Consider the following 18,072-nt stretch of genomic DNA (forward strand, 5'->3'; position numbering starts at 1 on the left):
GTCGATAATCCGTTCCTATGGATTCGATCACATATTCCAACTTTTCCCTATTACTGGCGGCTGATACACCCGCAGGCAAGCAGGGAGGACTCGGTGTCATCCTCGTATCACCCTCCGCGTCCATGCTTCCGGGCATGTGACGCGGGCCGGTGCGGCGAGGGCCGGCCTTCCGAAGTGAAGCCACGTGAAGCAGCGAAGAACGGAGACCCCCATGGACGGAAACGATACCGAAACCGGCAAGTGCCCGGTGTTCCACGGCAGCCACAAGCACCTGACGCATGGCGGCGGCGCCCGCACCAACCGGGACTGGTGGCCGGATCAGCTCAACCTCAAGATCCTGACGCAGAACTCCGAGCTTTCCGACCCGATGGACCGCGGCTTTGACTACGCCGAGGCATTCAAGGCGCTCGATCTCGACGCGGTGAAGGCGGACCTGGCCAAGGTGATGACCGACAGCCAGGAATGGTGGCCGGCGGATTGGGGCCATTACGGGCCCTTCATGATCCGGATGGCGTGGCACTCGGCCGGAACCTACCGGACGGGCGACGGCCGCGGCGGCTCGACCTCGGGCTCGCAGCGGTTCGCGCCGCTGAACTCCTGGCCCGACAACGCCAACCTCGACAAGGCGCGACGGCTCCTGTGGCCGGTGAAGCAGAAATACGGCCGGGCGCTGAGCTGGGCCGACCTGATGATCCTCGCCGGCAACGTCGCGCTCGAGACGATGGGCTTCAAGACCTTCGGCTTCGGTGGCGGGCGCGAGGACATCTGGGAACCCGAGGAGGACGTCTACTGGGGGACCGAGCAGGAATGGCTCGCCACCTCGGACAAGCCGGGCGGCCGCTATTCCGAGGGCCGCGCGCTCGAGAACCCGCTGGCCGCGGTGCAGATGGGCCTGATCTACGTGAACCCGGAAGGGCCTGACGGGAACCCCGACCCGGTCGCCGCCGCCGCCGACATCCGCGAGACCTTCGGCCGGATGGCGATGAACGACGAGGAGACCGTCGCGCTGATCGCGGGCGGCCACACCTTCGGCAAGACCCACGGCATGGGCAATCCCGACGACGTGGATTTCGAGCCCGAGGGCGCCGACATCGCCGAGCAGGGCTTCGGCTGGAAGCACAAGCACGGGCTGCACGGCAACGACACCTTCACCTCGGGGCTCGAGGTGATCTGGACGACCACGCCGACCCAATGGGGCATGGGCTTCTTCCGCAACCTCTTCGAGAACGAGTGGGAGCTGACCAAATCCCCCGCCGGCGCGCACCAGTGGAAGCCCGTGGGCCATGCGCTCGACGACAGCGTCGAGGACCCGCACGTGCCGGGCAAGCGCCGCACGCCGAACATGCTGACCACCGACCTGTCGCTGCGGTTCGACCCGGAGTACGAGAAGATCTCGCGCCGGTTCTACGAGAACCCGGACGAGTTCGCCGATGCCTTCGCGCGGGCGTGGTTCAAGCTGACCCACCGGGACATGGGGCCGAAGGTCCGCTATCTCGGCAAGGAAGTGCCCGCCGAGGACCTGATCTGGCAGGACCCGGTGCCGGCGGCGGATTACGAGACCGTCGATGCGGGCGACATCGCCGCCCTGAAGGAAAAGCTGCTGGCCTCGGGCCTGAGTGTCTCCGAACTGGTCGAGACCGCATGGGCCTCCGCCTCCACCTTCCGCGGGTCGGACAAGCGGGGCGGCGCCAACGGTGCGCGCATCCGGCTGGCGCCGCAGAAGGACTGGGAGGTCAACAAGCCGGCGCAGCTCGCGCGGGTGCTGGAGAAGCTTGAAGCCATCAAGGCCGAGTTCGACGCGCAGGGGGCCAGGAAGGTCTCCATCGCCGACCTGATCGTGCTGGGCGGTTCCGCGGCCATCGAGAAGGCCGCGAAGGACGCGGGCTTCGACGTCGAGGTGCCCTTCGCGCCGGGCCGGACCGACACCACGGACGAGCTGACGGATGCCGAGAGCTTCGAACCGCTCGAGCCGCAGGTCGACGCCTTCCGGAACTTCAAGAAGGTGGACTTCACCGTGCCGGTGGAGGCGCTGATGGTGGACCGCGCGCAGCTTCTGACCCTGACCGCGCCCGAGATGACGGTTCTCGTCGCCGGGATGCGGGTGCTCGACACCAATGCGGACGACACCAGGCACGGTGTCTTCACCGAGACGCCGGGCCGGCTCACCAACGACTTCTTCGTCAACCTGCTCGACATGGGCACGGCGTGGAAGGCCAAGGAAGGCGAGGAGGGCATCTTCGAGGGCAACGACCGGCGCACCGGCGAGGCCAGGTGGACCGCGACCCGGGTGGACCTGGTGTTCGGCTCGAACTCCCAGCTCCGTGCGCTGGCCGAGGTCTATGCCTGCGACGACGCGAAGGAGAAGTTCGTGACCGACTTCGTCGCGGCCTGGACCAAGGTGATGAACGCGGACCGGTTCGACCTGGCCCGGGCGTAAGCCCGGGGCGGGGGGACCCGCCCTGCTTTCCGATGGATGGGAGCGCCCCTGCGGGAAACCGCGGGGGCGTTTCCGGTTCGGGCGGTTCCCGGTCGTGCCCGTGGCTCGGGAAAACGCCCGCAGGGTGCCGGAGAGGAACCCGCGATTGACCGGAGCGCGTCGGGCTGACGACGCGGGCGCCGCTGTCGCACGAAAGGCCGCCGTGGCCGCCTTTCGCCGCGAGGCATTATCGTCAGGCCGCGCCATCCCCCTGTGCGGTCCCCGCGCGGGAGGGGAACGCGGCTAGTCCGGCCCGCCACCGCCCAGGTAGATCGCCTCCGCCCGCCTGCTGTCGCGGAAGTCGAAGAGCGACGGCCGCTGCAAATAGGCGTCCTGCCGCGGAGCCTCGGCCTCTCCGGTCACCACGGCGAGGTTGATCCCGCCCCGCGTGGCCGGGGTGAAACTGCCCTCGGTGATCTCGGCATAGAGCGCGGGCACCCGGGCTTCGGCGAAATGCAGCATCTCGGCGAGGGTGAGGCGGCCGTCCTCGGGCGCCCTGTCCGCGGCGCCGTCCTCGATCCCCTCGCGGAACATGGCGTAGCTCAGCGCACCGTGGCGCAGCACGGCGCTTTCCAGCGCGACCCCCTCCGCCTGGCTGGCGGTCAGCACCCGCATCCCCTTGTCATAGGCCAGCTGGCCAAGGCCGCGGCTGCCCATCGGGCCGGGCTTGAACGCCAGCCCCTCGACCGAGGCGGCGGAGTTGCAGGCGTCGATCACGAGCACCAGGTCCTCGGCCTGGATCCGGCGGAAGAGCCGCGCGAGCCTCTCGCTGTCGAGCGTGCGGGACAGGAGCCGCGCATCGACCGTCCGGCCCGTGCCGGGGCCGATGTCCTGCGGGAAGAGGTGGAAGCGCCCGTCGGGGGCGGCGAACCCGTGACCGGCGAAGAAGAGGTAGACCAGATCGTCCGGCCGCGCCTGCGCCAGCGCCGATGCTCCGGGGATACGGGCGAGATCGGCTTCGGGCACCGCGTCCCCGGCGAGCCGGCGCAGGACGGCCTCGATCGAGGCACGGTCGGCCTCGGCCCGGCCGAGGCGGCGGGACGAAAGCAGCGTCACCGGGACCACCCGGTCGAAGCCCGCACCCAGCCGGCCCGCCAGCGCCTCGGCCGAGAGGGCGGCATCGGCGGTGGCATAGCCGAGGTCCCAGGAGGGGTTCTCGTGGCTGTCGACGCCGATCGAGATGACATAGGCCGTCCGCGGCGCCGCCGCGCCCGCATCGGGCCGGTGCTGGCGGCGGATCGTGGCGCTCTTGATGCCGTCGGCGTTGAAGCCGTAGGCGCTGAAGTCCACGGGCGCGCCGCCCTCGGGGACGAGGATGCCGCCGAAGGTCACGCTCCGCGCGCTCTCCGCGTCGCCCGCGGGGATCAGGACGCCCTCCGTCTGGCCGACGAGCTGCCCGTCGCGGAAGAGCTTCACGGCCGAGACGCCGCCCGCCGCCTCGCCCGCGCCGCCCGCCCGCAGGCTCAGGCGGACGCGGAGCGCGCCGGGCGTCTCCGGATCGGGAGTGATCGCGTCGAAGGCGACCAGCGGCTGCGCGCGGTTCAGATCCTCGATCGGGGGCAGCGTCTGGAAGGTCTCGCCCGCGAGCAGGCGGGGCAGGAGCGCGGGTTCGAAATATTCACGGAAGAACAGCTCGATCGGCAGGGCCTCGCGCGGGGCGTCGGGCAGCACCCAGCCGAGGGCGGGCATGTCGCCCGGGTCGGAACTGTCGTAGCGCCCGTCCGGGCCGACGACGGCCCAGCCCCCGTCCGGGAACATGGCAAGCCGCGCCACCTCTGCCCCGTCGCCGCGCCAGAGGCTGACGAGGCCCGAGGTCTCGGCCACCGCGAGCAGGCCGCCGTCCGGCGAGAAGGCGACGCCTTCGGGCCCGACCGGCACGCTGTCCAGCCGGGTGATCGTCTCTGCGGCCCGGTCCCAGAGCAGGGTCCGCGGGCCCTGCGCGTCGATCAGCAGCACCCGGCGGTGATCGTCGTCGAGCCGGGCGCGTTCCGGCGCCGCGCCCACGCTGGCGGTGCCGTGGCCGGTCAGCCGGCCCGCGGTGTCGAGCTCCACGATCCGGTTGCGGCCGTCATGCGCGAGCGGGAGGGCGACGCCGCTGCGGTCGAGCGCGAGCAGGGCGGAGAGATCCGGGTCGTTGGCGAGGGCGGGGGCCGGGGTCGTCGCCCCGCTGGCAGTGTCCACGAGGAAGAGCGACGTGTGGAAGCTGTCGGTGGTCACGAAGAGCGTGCCCCCGTCGGCCGAGAACCCCAGTTGCTCCGGATTGTCCTTGAAGCTGGCGGTCCAGAGCGCCGCGCCCGTCCGGGCGTCGGCCGCGCGCAGGCGCCCCCGGCTGTGGCCGAGCAGGAGCGTGCCGTCCGGGGAAAGCATGAACGCCTCGCCGTAGTCGGGCGGGCCGGGGAGCGAGAAGCGCGCCTCGGGCTCGGTCGCTCCGGCGGCGACGGCGGCGAGGTCGAAGCGCGCGAAATGAACGCCGTCCTCCTGCATGATGTGCAGCAGGAAGGTCCGCCCGTTGGTCACCTGCGGAGATACGACGCTGCCGTAGCCGCCCGGCAGCACCTCGGCCGCCAGAGCGCGTTCCCCCTGACGGCGGCTGGCGAAGAAGGGGCGGTCGTCCCGCTCGCCCTCCTGTCCGAGGTAGACCGCCCCGTCGCCCGCCGGGATCGTCTGCGCGCGGTAGCCTCCGGGGCGCGTCCGGACGGCCTTGCCCGCGGCCATGTCCCAATGCACCGCCCGGTTCGGCCCGTCGACGTAGAGCATTCCGCCATCCGCCGAGAAGGCGATATGCGCGGGCGCCACGGCCGCCGGCCGTGTGACCGCCTCGAGCCGGCGGTCGGGCAGGGAAAAGGTGGCGATCTGCGGCGGCATGTCCATGCGGGCGCCGGTCTGCGCCACGGTATGGAGCCGGCCGGTCGCGGGCGCGAAGGCCACCGGCCCCGCGTTCCCGGTGCCGGGCGCGGCGGGGATCGGCGGCAGCGCGGCGGAGCGCCCGGTCTCCGTGTCGAGCGTGATCCGGCGCGGCGGGGTGTCGGGGCCTTCCATCCGCTGCGCCCCATGCACCGAAAGCAGAACTGTCCCGCCCTCCACCGGGGTGATGCGCGCGATCGGTGCGTCCGTCACCTTGAGCTGGCGGCGGACCCGCGCCTCGGACAGATCGTAGAGGACGGCCACGCCCGCCTGCGTTCCGGCGACGGCGAGCCCGGTGTCGGTCAGCGCGAGGGCTTCCGCGGGCTGGCCGATCTCGTGCATGGAATAGCGCATCGTCGCGGTATCGATCAGGAGGAACCGTCCGCCCGCCAGAAGGAACGCGGCGCGGGATCCGTCGGGCGAGGCGGCCGTGCCGCGGAGCGTCGCGTTGGTCACCGGCTCGGGCAGGTCGGTCGAGGGGACGCTCCGCGTGACGAAATCCTCGGGCCTGCCCCGGGCGCAGGCGGCCGTGTCGCACAGAAGGATCTCGCCGCTGTCGCCGAGCCATGTGCCGAGCGTGCGGTTCGGGGCGGAAATCGACAGCAGCCTACGCCCGTCCGCGACGTTCCACAGGGTCTGTTCGAAGCCGAAGGTCATCAGGCTCTGCCCGTCCGGAGAGAAGCCCGCGGCTTCGATGCTGTCGCCCTCGGCCAGGCTGCGCAGCTGGCGCGTGCTGCGGGCGTCCCAGAGATGGACGCGGCCGTCGAAGCCGACCGTGGCCAGCACGTCGCCCTGCGGCGCGACGGCGATGTCGAGGATGGTGGCGGCATGGCCCTGCGACAGGGCGATCGCCGGGGCGGTCACGCGCGCCCGTGGCGGAACGAGCGGCGCGGTGGCGTCTTCGGTGGCGAAGAGGTCGATCCCGCCGTCGAGGCGCTGCAACGCGAGCCCGGTCCCCGAGCGGGTGAGCGTCGCCGCGGCATGGCGGCGATAGCGGCCGGGATCGAGGTCGATCGCCAGCCGGGCGGTATCTGCGGCGGGATCGTAGACCACCACCCGCTCGCCGCTGTCCGTCGTCACCCAAAGCACGAGGCGCGGCCCGGCCGGGGTCTCGCGGAAATCCTTCAGCTGCGGCGCGGCCCCGGCGGGCAATGCGCCGGAGCGCAGTGAGCTGCGGCGGCCGAAATCGTAATAGGCGAAGGCGAAGCTGCCGTCCTGCTGGTTGCGGTAGAGCAGCGCCGCGGTCTGGGTGGTGGCACCGGGGGGCGGTGTGTCGCCGAGCGTTCCCACATCCGGGACCGACAGCCGCCATTCCGCGAGGAAATAGGTCGTCTGTCCGGTGTCGATCACCACGGGGACATGCTGGCTTGCGTCCAGCGTGACGGGCGCATGTCCAGGCGCAGCGGCGGTCAGTTCGTAGGCCCCGTCTTCGCCGAAGACGCCGCCGGCGCCGTCCGCGTCGATCGAGGTCCAGGTGCCGGGCAGATGTGCCCTCTCCGGCCGGGCGCTGTCCGACAGGTCGAACCGGCGGGCGCCCGCGTCCCGCATCGCGACCGCGATCTCGTCCGGCGAGGCGCCGAAGGTCACGTCGGTCGCCAGGTCATCGAGCACGGCCTCGAAGATCACCTCTCCGGTGGCGAGGTCGCGGACCGCGACACGGTCCAGCGCCGCCTCGGCGAGGCGCTCTCCGTCGGGGCTGAAATCCATTGAAACACTCTCGCGCCCGAGCGTGTCGAGCGAAAGCTCGGGCGTCTGCGCCGCAAGCGGCGCGGCATGCACGAGGAGCAGGAGGGAAAGGCGTGCAAGGGCGCCGGGCAGGGCGGGGCGTCGGGTCATCGGGTCTTCCTGCATCGTGACGCGCGGCAGCCTAGCAACCGGCCGACCGGCTGTCATGCCTCGCGGCCGTGAGGTCGCGGGCGGAAAGCCGGCCTTTTTTCCGCGACAGGACCGCCGCGCCGCTTCCGTGCCCGTTACAAATCCTTTAAAGAGCACCGATGAAACGCGCGCCGGTCGAGGCCGCGGGACGATGGCAGGTCCGCATCCGGCGCAAGAACCGGGCGGCACGAGGCGCAACCGGGCGGGGTTTTCCGCCGCGGGAGCGGTCATCCGCGGTCCCGGCGTTGCGTGCCCCGGACGGTGCCCAAGAGCCGCCCGCGCGGCGGATGAAGAACAGAAATGACGGCGGGAGCATCATGAGCACCACCAAAGCGCGCAAGCTGAAGCAGCTTGTCCAATCTCCGGACCTCACCTTCCTGATGGAGGCGCACAACGGGATGAGCGCCAAGATCGCGGAACGCACCGGGTTCGAGGCGATCTGGGCCTCGGGCCTGTCGATCTCGACGGCCTTCGGCCTTCGCGACCGGAACGAGGCCAGCTGGACGCAGGTCCTCGAGGCGGTCGAATTCATGTCCGATGCGACGGACGTGCCGATCCTGATGGACGGCGACACCGGCTACGGCGATTTCAACAACGTGGCCCGTCTGGTCCGCAAGCTCTGCAACCGCGACGTGGCGGGTGTCTGCATCGAGGACAAGCTCTTCCCCAAGCAGAACTCCTTCCTCGGCGAAGGCCAGGCGCTGCTGACGATCCCGGACTTCGTGGCCAAGATCAAGGCGGGCAAGGACGCCCAGACCGATCCCGATTTCTGCTTCGTGGCCCGGGTCGAGGCGCTGATCGCCGGCCGCTCGATGCAGGAGGCGCTGGACCGCGCCGGCGCCTACACGGACGCGGGCGCGGACGCGATCCTGATCCATTCCAAGAAATCCGACAGCGTCGAGATCGAGGAATTCTGCCGCCAGTGGGACAACCGTTCGCCGGTCGTGATCGTGCCGACGAAGTACCACGACACGCCGGTCGACGTGTTCCGCGACCTCGGCGTCTCGGCCGCGATCTGGGCCAACCACGCGATGCGCGCCGCGATCACCGCGATCGAGGAGACCTGCGCCGAGATCTACCGCACGCAGTCGATCAGCGCGGTCGAGAAGCGTGTCGCGCCGCTCAAGGACGTGTTCGAGCTGACCGGAGAGAACGTCTTCGAGGAGTTCGCGCAGCGGTATTCCGCGTGACGGTCTCGACCGAACGCTGGGGGCAGGCGCTGGTCGCGGCGGGCTACGGCTTTGCCGCGGGCGTGCCCTGCTCCAGCCTCGGGGCGCTGCAGAAGTTCTTCCTGTCCTCGGACGCGGTCGATTACATCGCCGCCACGAACGAGGGGCAGGCGGTGGCGACCGCCGCCGGCGCCGTCATGGCCGGGCGGAAATCGGTCGTGCTGATGCAGAACTCGGGCCTCGGGAACGCGGTGAACCCGCTGACCTCGCTGGTCGAACCCTTCGCGCTCCCGATGCTGCTGGTGACCTCGTGGCGCGGCAAGCCCGGCCTGAAGGACGAGCCGCAGCACGAGCGGATGGGCCAGGCGACCCATGCGCTGCTGGATGCGATGGACATTCCCTGGGTCGATCTGTCCACCGACGAGGCGAAGGCGCTGGCGCAGCTTTCGCAGGTGCTGGAGCGGATCGAGACGGAACGGCGCTGCGTCGCCATCGTGGTCGCCGACAAGACCTTCGACAAGATCAGCGCGGCCGAGAAGCCCGTCGCCCGGAAGGCGCGGGGCCGGTTCGAGGACCTCTCGATCGGCGGCGGCCTCCTGAGCCGGGCCGAGGTGCTGGGCCACATCGCGAAGGGCGACCGGGGGACGGTGCGGCTCTGCACCACCGGCAAGACGGGCCGCGAGCTTTTCGCGACCGAGGATGCGGAGACGAACCTCTACGTGGTGGGCTCCATGGGCCTCGCCTCGTCCATCGGGCTTGGCATGGCGCTGTCGACCGACGCACCGGTGATGGTGATCGACGGCGACGGGGCGGCGCTGATGCACCTGGGTGCGCTCGCGGGGATCGGGACCTATGGCGGCGCGAACCTGATCCACCTCGTGCTCGACAATGGCACCTACGATTCCACCGGCGGGCAGGCGTCGATCTCGCTCAATGCGCCCTTCGCCGAGATCGCTGCGGCCTGCGGCTATGACGTGGCCTACAGGGTCGAGGACCTCGCCGGGCTGGACCACGCGCTGAGCGCCCCCCGCAAGGGCCCGGTCCTGATCCACATGCCGATCCTGCCCGGTTCGATGGACGACCTGCCGCGCCCCGACAAGACCCCCGTTCAGGTGCTGGCGCGGCTGCGCGGCGCCTTCGGGTTCAAGGAGATCTGAGAATGAGCGGTTACCTCTTCACCCCCGGCCCCCTGACCACGACCGAGACGGTCCGGCAGGCGATGATGGAGGATTGGGGCTCCCGCGATGCCGCCTTCATCCGGCTGACCCGCGAGACCCGCGAGGGGATCGACGCGATCGCCGGGGCGGGCGCGACGCATACGACGGTGCTGATGCAGGGCTCCGGCACCTTCGCCGTCGAGGCGGCGCTGGCGACGCTCGTCGGGCCCCGGGACCGGCTGCTGGTCGCGATCAACGGCGAATACGGCCGCCGGATCGAGAAGATCGCCGCCCGGATGGGCAAGGCGGTCGAGCCGCTGTCGTTCGGCGATACCGAGCCTGTGGACCCGGCACGGCTGAAGGCGCATCTGGAGGCGAACCCCGAGATCACGCAGGTCGCCGTCGTGCATCTGGAGACGACGACGGGGCTGCTCAATCCGCTGCCAGAGATTGCATCGGTCGTGGCGGAGGCGGGCCGCCGGCTGATCCTCGATTCCATGGCCGCTTTCGGCGCCTACGCCATCGACCTCCGGACGCTGCCCTGCGCGGCGGTCATCGCCTCGTCGAACAAGGGGCTTCACGGCACGCCGGGGATCGGCTTCGTCGTCGCCGAAAAGGCGCTGCTGGAGCGTTGCGCGGGGCATTCGCCCTCCGTCTCGCTCGACCTGCACGACCAGTGGCGTGGCTTCGAGAGCAACGGCCAGTGGCGGTTCACGCCCCCGACCCACATCCTCGCCGCCCTGCACCGGGCCATCGCCGAACACGCCGCCGACGGCGGGACCGAGGGCCGCCGCGCGCTCTACGGCGCCAATGCCGCCAAGGTCACGGCGCGGATGGAGGCGCTCGGGATCGTGCCGACGCTGCCCGCAGAGCTCCGCTCCTCGGTCATCCTGACCTTCGACAGCCCCGACGCGCCGTGGTTCGACTTCAAGTCGCTCTACGACCGGCTCGCGGCGCAGGGCTTCCGCATCTACCCGGGCAAGCTGACGCAGACCGAGACCTTCCGGATCGGCTGCATCGGTGCCATCCCGCCCGAGGGGTTCGACGCGATGCTCGACGCCTTCGAGGCGGCGATCGCGGACATGAAGGCGCCGAAGGCCGCCGAGTGACCCCTCAGGCCCGCGCCGCTTGCGGCGTGCGGGCCTGAAGCCTGCCGGCGCAGAGCCAGCTCAGCCCGACCATCAGCGCCGCGGTGCCGAGGCAGGCAGCCAGCCCGCCCCACTGGTAGGTGAGGCCCGAGAGCAGCGTGCCCGCAAGCCGCCCCGCCGCGTTCGCCATGTAGTAGAAGCCCACGTCCATCGTGACCCGCGCCGAGCTGGAGAAGGCGAGGATCAGGTAGGAATGGAGCGAGGAATTCACCGCGAAGACCGCGCCGAAGACGAGAAGCCCCGCCACCAGCGTCACCGTCAGCCAGGGCGCGGGCGCGCCGGCCGCCCAGACCGTCAGGGCGAGCAGCGCGGGCAGGACGAAGAGCATCCCCGCCCAGCGACGCGCCTCGGCGACCAGTTCGTCCTCCGGGCGGGTGGCGGCGCGCAGGAGCCGCGGCGCCAGCGCCTGCACCCCGCCGTAGAGGATCGTCCAGAGCGCCATGAACGACCCGATGGTGAAGAAGGCCGCGCGGTTGCCCGCCTCGGTCCCGTCCGACAGGACCGCGTAGAAGTAGATCGGGATCCCCACGACGAACCAGACGTCCCGCGCGCCGAACAGGAAAAGCCGCGCCGCCGAGAGCCAGTTGATGTTGCGATCCTTCGAGAAGACCTCGGAGAACTTCGCCCCCTTCCGCCCCTGCGGCAGCCCGCCCGGCATCTTCCACGCCACCGCCAGGAGGATCAGTGCCAGCACGCCCGCCATGGCGAGCACCGCCGGCACGAAGCCGAGCGTCCCGAGCAGGACGGCGCCCAGCAGGAAGCCGAGCCCCTTCACCGCGTTCTTCGATCCCGTCAGCACCGCGACCCAGCGGAAGAGCCCGCCGTCCTGCGACGGCGCCAGCACCTTCACCGCGCTCTTCGCGCTCATCTTGGCGAGGTCCTTCGCCACGCCGGAGGCGCCCTGCACGGCCATCACGTAGACCACCGAACTCCACAGCGCCCATCCCGGATCCAGCATCGCGAGCGCCAGCAAGGCCACGACCTGTATCCCCAGCCCCGCGTAGAGCGTCGAGGTCAGCCCGAACCGCGCCGCGATCCAGCCCGCGGAGAGGTTCGTCACCATCCCCGCGAATTCGTAGAGCAGGAACAGGTAGGCGAGCTGCACCGGCGAGAAGCCCAGCATGTGGAACTGCAGCAGCACCAGCATCCTGAGCGCCCCGTCGGTCAGCATGAAGGCCCAGTAGGCCGCCGTGACGGCGATATAGGCCGAAAGACCCTCGGGGCGGCCGGCAGCTGTCACAGGGACGCCCCGACCATCCGGGCGACGTCGACCAGACGATGCGCATAGCCCATCTCGTTGTCGTACCACGCGTAGATCTTCACCTGCGTGCCGTTGACGACCATCGTGGAGAGCGCGTCCACGATGGAGGACCGCGTGTCGTTCACGTAATCGGCCGAGACGAGCGGGCGCTCCTCGTAGCCGAGGATGTCCTTCAGCGGGCCTTCCGCGGCGGCCTTGAAGAGGGCGTTGACCTCCTCGACCGTGGTCTCGCGCTCCACCTCGAAGACGCAGTCGGTGAGCGAGGCATTCAGCAGCGGGACGCGCACGGCATGGCCGTTCAGCCGCCCCTTGAGCTCCGGATAGATCAGCGTGATCGCGGTGGCCGAGCCTGTCGTCGTCGGGATCAGGGAGTTGAGCGCGGAGCGGGCCCGGCGCGGATCCTTCGCGGGCCGGTCCACGATGGTCTGGGTGTTGGTCACGTCGTGGATCGTGGTCATCGAGCCGTGCCTGATGCCCAGCCCTTCGTGGATCACCTTCACCACGGGCGCGAGGCAGTTCGTCGTGCAGCTTGCCGCGGTGACGATGCGGTGCTGCGCCGGATCGTAGCTCGGATCGTTCACGCCCATGACGATGTTCGCCGCGCCTCCGTCCTTGACGGGGGCCGAGACGACGACCTTCTTCACCCCGGCCTCGAAATAGGGGGCGAGCCTTGCCTCGGTCTTGAACTTGCCGGTGCAGTCGATCACCACGTCCACGCCCTCGAGCGGCAGCGCGGTCAGGTCCGATGTGCCGATGAAGGGCAGCCGCGTCCCGTCGATGGTCACCGAGCTGTCGTCCCAGTCGAAGGCGGCGGGCCAGCGCCCGTGGACGCTGTCGAATTCCAGAAGCAGCGCGTGCATGTCCGGATCGCCGGTGGCGTCGTTGATCCATGCGATCTCGGCGCCGCTTTCCAGCAGCGGGCGCAGGGCGAGCTTGCCCATCCGGCCAAGGCCGTTCAGTGCGTAGGTGGTCATAGGGTCTCCATGTCCCGTGCCAGATCGTCGAGCCGGTATTGCAGCGACGCCCGGTCGAGGCTGTCGAAGGGAAGCGCCGCGAAGGCGGTGATGCGGTTCTTCAGCGCGGCATAGGCCTGCTGGAAGGCAAGGTGTTTCTCGGCCTCGGTGCCCTCGGCCTTCACCGGGTCGGGCAGGCCCCAGTGCGCGCTGATCGGCTGGCCGGGCCAGGGCGGACATTCCTCGTTCGCGGCGCGGTCGCAGACGGTGAAGACGAAGTCCAGAAGCGGCGCGTCCGGCCCCTGGAACTCGGCCACCGTCTTGGCGCGGAGCGGCGCGATGTCATGGCCCTTGTCGTTGAGGAGCTCGACCGCATGGGGGTTCAGCTCGGAATAGGGGCGCGTCCCGGCCGAATAGGCGTTGAACCGGTCCCCGGCGATGCTGCGCAGCAGGGATTCGCCAAAGATCGACCGGGCGGAATTGCCGGTGCAGATGAAGAGCACGTTCAGCTTGCGTTCGGGCATGGCGGTGTCCTTTCGGGGGCGCGCGGCGGGCGGGGCGCACAGATCGGGACGGCCGCGGCAGCAATCCTCGAGCAGGAAGGCCATCAGCCCCGAGGTGTTCGACATGTCGACGCGGTACATCAGCGAGCGGCCAACCCGCGTCTGCTCTATGAGATCGGCATGACGCAGCGATGACAGGTAGGCGGAGAGGGTGTTCTGGCGCACGTCCAGCGCCTCGGCCAGCTCCCCGGCCGCCACGGCATCGGGATAGCGCCGCATGAGCAGCCGGAAGAGCGCAAGCCGCTGCGGATGCGCGAGCGCGGCGAGTCGGGTGACGTGATTCGTATCCATATTTCGTGAATAATGGATATAATTTGCGAGGCAAGCGAAATCCGCCGATGACACGGCGGAGGCCTGACGAGCTGGCTGGGACTGGCTGGCTGGCGAGGGGGGGCTGCCTTGCGCGCGATGCGGGCTGGGTGGCGGCATATCCGGGGACGGGCTGGCTGGCTGATGCTGGCTTGCGTGTCCTGAGCGTCATCTAGCGAATGCGCTGCGCGAGGTCAAGAAAGGCAATGAAAACATATACTTGACAAAATTACTCGGATTGCGGGCCCGGACTCCGGATCTCGCATGAAGCCAAGGGCTTGCCCGCATGCCTCGATCTTCCCGGATGTGGGGAGGAATCCGTCTGAAGGCCGGCTGGCAGAGCGCATCCGGGGAAACGCTGTCAGGACGGTTCCATGAATGTGAGGCAAACTCATAACGTCATTGACGGATATGAATTGGATTGTGGTCTTCGGACCCTGTATCACTCCGCGGTCCGACACCCAGAGAGATTGACAGGTACAATGACGTCCAGACCCCCCGTGCGCAGCCCGATCTTCGAGCAACTGGCCGAGGCCGCGCGGGCGCGTATCCTCGTCCTCGACGGCGCCATGGGGACCCAGATCCAGCAGCTGGGCCTGTCGGAGGACGATTTCCACGGCGGCCACGGCGGCCATTGCCCCTGCCATCACCTGCATGGCGAGAAGCCGCAGCAGGGCAACAACGACCTGCTGAACCTGACCCAGCCCGACGCGATCGAGGAGATCCACTATCTCTACGCCATGGCGGGGGCGGATATCGTCGAGACGAACACCTTCTCGTCCACCACCATCGCGCAGGCCGACTATGGACTCGAAGCCGCCGTCCGCGACCTGAATTTCGAGGGCGCGCGGCTGGCCAGGGCGGCCATGGACCGGGCCGAGGCCGAGGACGGGCGCCGCCGCTATGTCGCGGGCGCGCTCGGGCCGACGAACCGGACGGCCTCGATCAGCCCGGACGTGAACAACCCGGGCTACCGGGCCGTGACCTTCGACCAGCTTCGGATCGCCTATGCCGAACAGGCCCGCGCGCTGATCGAGGGCGGCGCGGACCTGCTGCTGATCGAGACGATCTTCGACACGCTGAACGCCAAGGCCGCGATCTTCGCCTGCGAGGAAGTCTTCGCCGAACGCGGCGAGCGTCTGCCGGTGATGATCTCGGGCACGATCACCGACCTCTCCGGCCGGACGCTGTCGGGCCAGACCCCGACCGCCTTCTGGCACTCGGTCCGCCATGCCGCGCCGCTGACCGTGGGACTCAACTGCGCCCTCGGGGCCGAGGCGATGCGGGGGCATATCGCGGAGCTCTCGACCGTCGCGGACACGCTGATCTGCGCCTATCCGAACGCGGGCCTGCCCAACGAGATGGGCGAATACGACGAGAGCCCCGAGGCGATGGCCGCCCAGATCGCGGGCTTCGCGCGGGACGGGCTCGTGAACATCGTCGGCGGCTGCTGCGGCTCGACCTACGACCATATCCGGGCGATTGCCCAGGCGGTTGAAGGCATCGCCCCGCGCGAGGTTCCGGAGAGGGCACCGCTGATGCGGCTCTCGGGGCTCGAGCCCTTCACGCTGACCGGGGATATCCCCTTCGTGAACGTGGGCGAGCGGACGAACGTCACGGGCTCCGCCAGGTTCCGCAAGCTCATCACCAACGCCGATTACACCGCCGCGCTCGAGGTCGCGCTCCAGCAGGTCGAGAACGGCGCGCAGGTGATCGACATCAACATGGACGAGGGGCTGATCGACTCGAAACAGGCGATGATCGACTTCCTCAACCTGATCGCCGCAGAGCCCGACATCGCCCGCGTCCCGATCATGATCGACAGCTCCAAGTGGGAGGTGATCGAGGCCGGGCTGAAATGCGTGCAGGGCAAGGCGATCGTGAACTCGATCTCGATGAAGGAGGGCGAGGCGCAGTTCCTGCACCAGGCCCGCCTCTGCCGCGCCTACGGGGCGGCCGTCGTGGTCATGGCCTTCGACGAACAGGGCCAGGCCGACACCGCGGACCGCAAGGTCGAGATCTGCCAGCGGGCCTACAGGCTGCTGACCGAAGAGGTCGGCTTCCCGCCCGAGGACATCATCTTCGATCCGAACGTCTTCGCCGTGGCGACGGGGATCGAGGAGCACGACAATTACGGGCTCGACTTCATCGAGGCGACCCGCCGGATCACCGGAACCTGCCCGCATGTGCACATCTCGGGCGGCGTCTCGAACCTCTCGTTCAGCTTCCGCGGCAACGAGCCGGTGCGCGAGGCGATGCACGCGGTGTTCCTCTACCACGCGATCCAGGCCGGCATGGACATGGGGATCGTGAACGCGGGCCAGCTTGCCGTCTACGACCAGATCGACGCGGAGCTGCTCGAGGCCTGCGAGGACGTGGTGCTGAACCGCACGCCCGCGAACGGCGGCAACGCCACCGAGAACATGCTCGAGATCGCCGAGCAATACCGCGGGCAGGGCGGCGCCAAGGGGCGCGAGAAGGACATGTCCTGGCGCGAGCTTCCGGTCGAGAAGCGGTTGGAACACGCGCTGGTCAACGGCATCACCGAATTCATCGACGCCGATACCGAGGAGGCGCGGCTCGCGGCGGAGCGTCCGCTGCACGTGATCGAAGGCCCCCTGATGGCCGGGATGAACGTGGTGGGCGACCTCTTCGGCGCGGGCAAGATGTTCCTGCCGCAGGTGGTGAAATCCGCCCGCGTGATGAAGCAGGCGGTGGCGGTGCTCCTGCCCTACATGGAGGAGGAGAAGCGGCTCAACGGCGGCGGCGGCAAGGACACCAACGGGACCGTCCTGATGGCCACCGTGAAGGGCGATGTGCACGACATCGGCAAGAACATCGTCGGCGTCGTGCTGGCCTGCAACAATTACGAGATCATCGACCTGGGCGTCATGGTCCCGGCGGAGAAGATCCTCGCGACCGCGAAGGAGCACAATGTCGACGTGATCGGCCTCTCCGGTCTCATCACGCCCTCGCTCGACGAGATGGTCCATGTCGCCGCCGAGATGGAGCGGCAGGGCTTCGACGTGCCGCTGCTGATCGGCGGGGCGACGACCAGCCGGGTGCACACGGCGGTGAAGATCCATCCCCGCTACGGCAGGGGTCAGGCGATCCACGTCAACGATGCGAGCCGGGCGGTCGGGGTCGTCTCCTCGCTGCTCTCGGCGGCCCAGAAGCCCGATTACGTCGCCCGGGTGCAGGCGGAATACGCCGACGTGGCCGACAAGCACATGCGGGCGGAGCTGGCCAAGAAGCGGCTGCCGCTCGGCGATGCGCGGGCAAACGCGCTGAAGCTCGAGGCGCCCGGCACGCCGGCGCCGCGCTTCCTGGGCACCAGGGTGATCGAGGACTGGGACCTTGCAGAGCTCGCCCGCTACATCGACTGGACGCCCTTCTTCCAGACCTGGGAGATGAAGGGCGTCTACCCGAAGATCCTCGACGACGAGAAACAGGGCGCGGCCGCCCGTGCGCTCTTCGACGACGCGCAGGCGATGCTGAAACGGATCATCGACGAGGCCTGGTTCCGGCCCCGCGCCGTCGTCGGCCTCTGGCCCGCGAATGCCCAGGGGGACGACATCCACCTCTACACCGGCGAGGACCGCGCCGAGGTGCTCGACACCTTCTACACCCTGCGCCAGCAGACCGCGAAGCGCGGCGACCGGCCGAACGTCGCGCTGTCGGATTTCGTCGCGCAGCCCGGCACGCCGGATTACATCGGCGGCTTCGTGGTGACCGCGGGGGTCGAGGAGATCGCCATCGCCGAGGCCTTCGAGAAGAAGAACGACGATTACTCCTCGATCCTCGTCAAGGCGCTGGCCGACCGCTTCGCCGAGGCGATGGCGGAACGCCTGCACGAGAGGGTGCGCACCGAGTTCTGGGGTTACGCCCCGGACGAGGCGCTGAGCTGCGCCGAGCTGATCGCCGAAGGCTACGACGGCATCCGCCCCGCGCCGGGCTACCCGGCCCAGCCTGACCACACCGAGAAATCGACGCTGTTCCGTCTGCTGGACGCGACCGAGGCGACGGGGGTGGAGCTGACCGAGAGCTATGCGATGTGGCCCGGATCCTCGGTCTCGGGGCTCTTCCTGGGCAACCCGGGGGCCTATTACTTCGGGGTGGCGAAGGTCGAACGCGACCAGGTGGAGGATTACGCCGCCCGCAAGGGCATGGCGATCGAGGAGGTCGAGCGCTGGCTGGGCCCGATCCTCAACTACATCCCCGGCGGCACGCGGGGGATGGCGGCGGAATAGGGGGCGG

At 69.5% G+C, this 18,072-nt stretch carries 9 protein-coding genes; 5 read left to right on the forward strand and 4 right to left on the reverse strand.

The genetic code is table 11. The features are described from left to right. Nucleotides 1-211 precede the first annotated feature (211 nt). On the forward strand, nt 212-2,437 hold the full coding sequence (katG, locus tag Q344_RS0118990; protein WP_028288166.1) for a catalase/peroxidase HPI: 2,226 nt from the start codon (nt 212-214) through the stop codon (nt 2,435-2,437). A gap of 282 nt (nt 2,438-2,719) precedes the next feature. Here the strand turns inward: katG and Q344_RS24470 are convergent, their stop codons facing one another. Beyond that, entirely contained in the window at nt 2,720-7,216 is a 4,497-nt protein-coding gene (locus tag Q344_RS24470; protein ID WP_036539983.1) for a hypothetical protein, read from the reverse strand. Between the two features lie 356 nt (nt 7,217-7,572). Between Q344_RS24470 and aepX the strand changes: the two genes are divergently transcribed. The 3 genes from aepX to Q344_RS24475 are packed head-to-tail and all read left to right on the forward strand — an operon-like array spanning nt 7,573 to nt 10,690. Beyond that, complete coding sequence (gene aepX / locus Q344_RS0119000) at nt 7,573-8,445, forward strand: phosphoenolpyruvate mutase (RefSeq protein ID WP_036540049.1); 873 nt, start codon at nt 7,573-7,575, stop codon at nt 8,443-8,445. Next, the gene (aepY, locus tag Q344_RS0119005) at nt 8,442-9,581 is read left to right on the forward strand and encodes a phosphonopyruvate decarboxylase (protein ID WP_051630859.1); all 1,140 of its coding nucleotides are present in this window, start codon (nt 8,442-8,444) and stop codon (nt 9,579-9,581) included. Before aepX ends, aepY begins: the two co-directional genes overlap by 4 nt. 2 nt (nt 9,582-9,583) lie before the next feature. Continuing rightward, a complete protein-coding gene (locus Q344_RS24475) occupies nt 9,584-10,690 on the forward strand; it encodes a 2-aminoethylphosphonate--pyruvate transaminase (RefSeq protein ID WP_036539984.1) in 1,107 nt (368 codons plus the stop codon). Between the two features lie 4 nt (nt 10,691-10,694). Here Q344_RS24475 and arsJ read toward each other — a convergent pair whose 3' ends face one another. The 3 genes from arsJ to Q344_RS0119025 are packed head-to-tail and all read right to left on the reverse strand — an operon-like array spanning nt 10,695 to nt 13,797. Beyond that, the gene (arsJ, locus tag Q344_RS0119015) at nt 10,695-11,969 is read right to left on the reverse strand and encodes an organoarsenical effux MFS transporter ArsJ (protein ID WP_028288169.1); all 1,275 of its coding nucleotides are present in this window, start codon (nt 11,967-11,969) and stop codon (nt 10,695-10,697) included. Then, a complete protein-coding gene (locus Q344_RS0119020; RefSeq protein ID WP_028288170.1) occupies nt 11,966-12,964 on the reverse strand; it encodes an ArsJ-associated glyceraldehyde-3-phosphate dehydrogenase in 999 nt (332 codons plus the stop codon). The genes arsJ and Q344_RS0119020 overlap by 4 nt, the downstream gene beginning before the upstream one ends. Continuing rightward, a complete protein-coding gene (locus tag Q344_RS0119025) occupies nt 12,961-13,797 on the reverse strand; it encodes an arsenate reductase/protein-tyrosine-phosphatase family protein (protein ID WP_028288171.1) in 837 nt (278 codons plus the stop codon). Before Q344_RS0119025 ends, Q344_RS0119020 begins: the two co-directional genes overlap by 4 nt. A gap of 500 nt (nt 13,798-14,297) precedes the next feature. On the opposite strand from Q344_RS0119025, the gene metH reads away from it, so the two are divergent. Continuing rightward, entirely contained in the window at nt 14,298-18,065 is a 3,768-nt protein-coding gene (metH, locus tag Q344_RS0119030) for a methionine synthase (protein ID WP_028288172.1), read from the forward strand. Nucleotides 18,066-18,072 lie beyond the last annotated feature (7 nt).

Source organism: Pseudooceanicola nanhaiensis DSM 18065, assembly GCF_000688295.1.
GTDB classification, from domain to species: Bacteria; Pseudomonadota; Alphaproteobacteria; order Rhodobacterales; family Rhodobacteraceae; genus Pseudooceanicola; species Pseudooceanicola nanhaiensis.

Coding starts and splice junctions, on each gene's coding strand:
- Q344_RS24470 (WP_036539983.1), bottom strand. CDS start 7,216: ATGACCCGACGCCCCGCCCTGCCCGGCGCCCTTGCACGCCTTTCCCTC.
- Q344_RS24475 (WP_036539984.1), top strand. CDS start 9,584: ATGAGCGGTTACCTCTTCACCCCCGGCCCCCTGACCACGACCGAGACG.
- Q344_RS0119020 (WP_028288170.1), bottom strand. CDS start 12,964: ATGACCACCTACGCACTGAACGGCCTTGGCCGGATGGGCAAGCTCGCC.
- metH (WP_028288172.1), top strand. CDS start 14,298: ATGACGTCCAGACCCCCCGTGCGCAGCCCGATCTTCGAGCAACTGGCC.
- aepX (WP_036540049.1), top strand. CDS start 7,573: ATGAGCACCACCAAAGCGCGCAAGCTGAAGCAGCTTGTCCAATCTCCG.
- Q344_RS0119025 (WP_028288171.1), bottom strand. CDS start 13,797: ATGGATACGAATCACGTCACCCGACTCGCCGCGCTCGCGCATCCGCAG.
- katG (WP_028288166.1), top strand. CDS start 212: ATGGACGGAAACGATACCGAAACCGGCAAGTGCCCGGTGTTCCACGGC.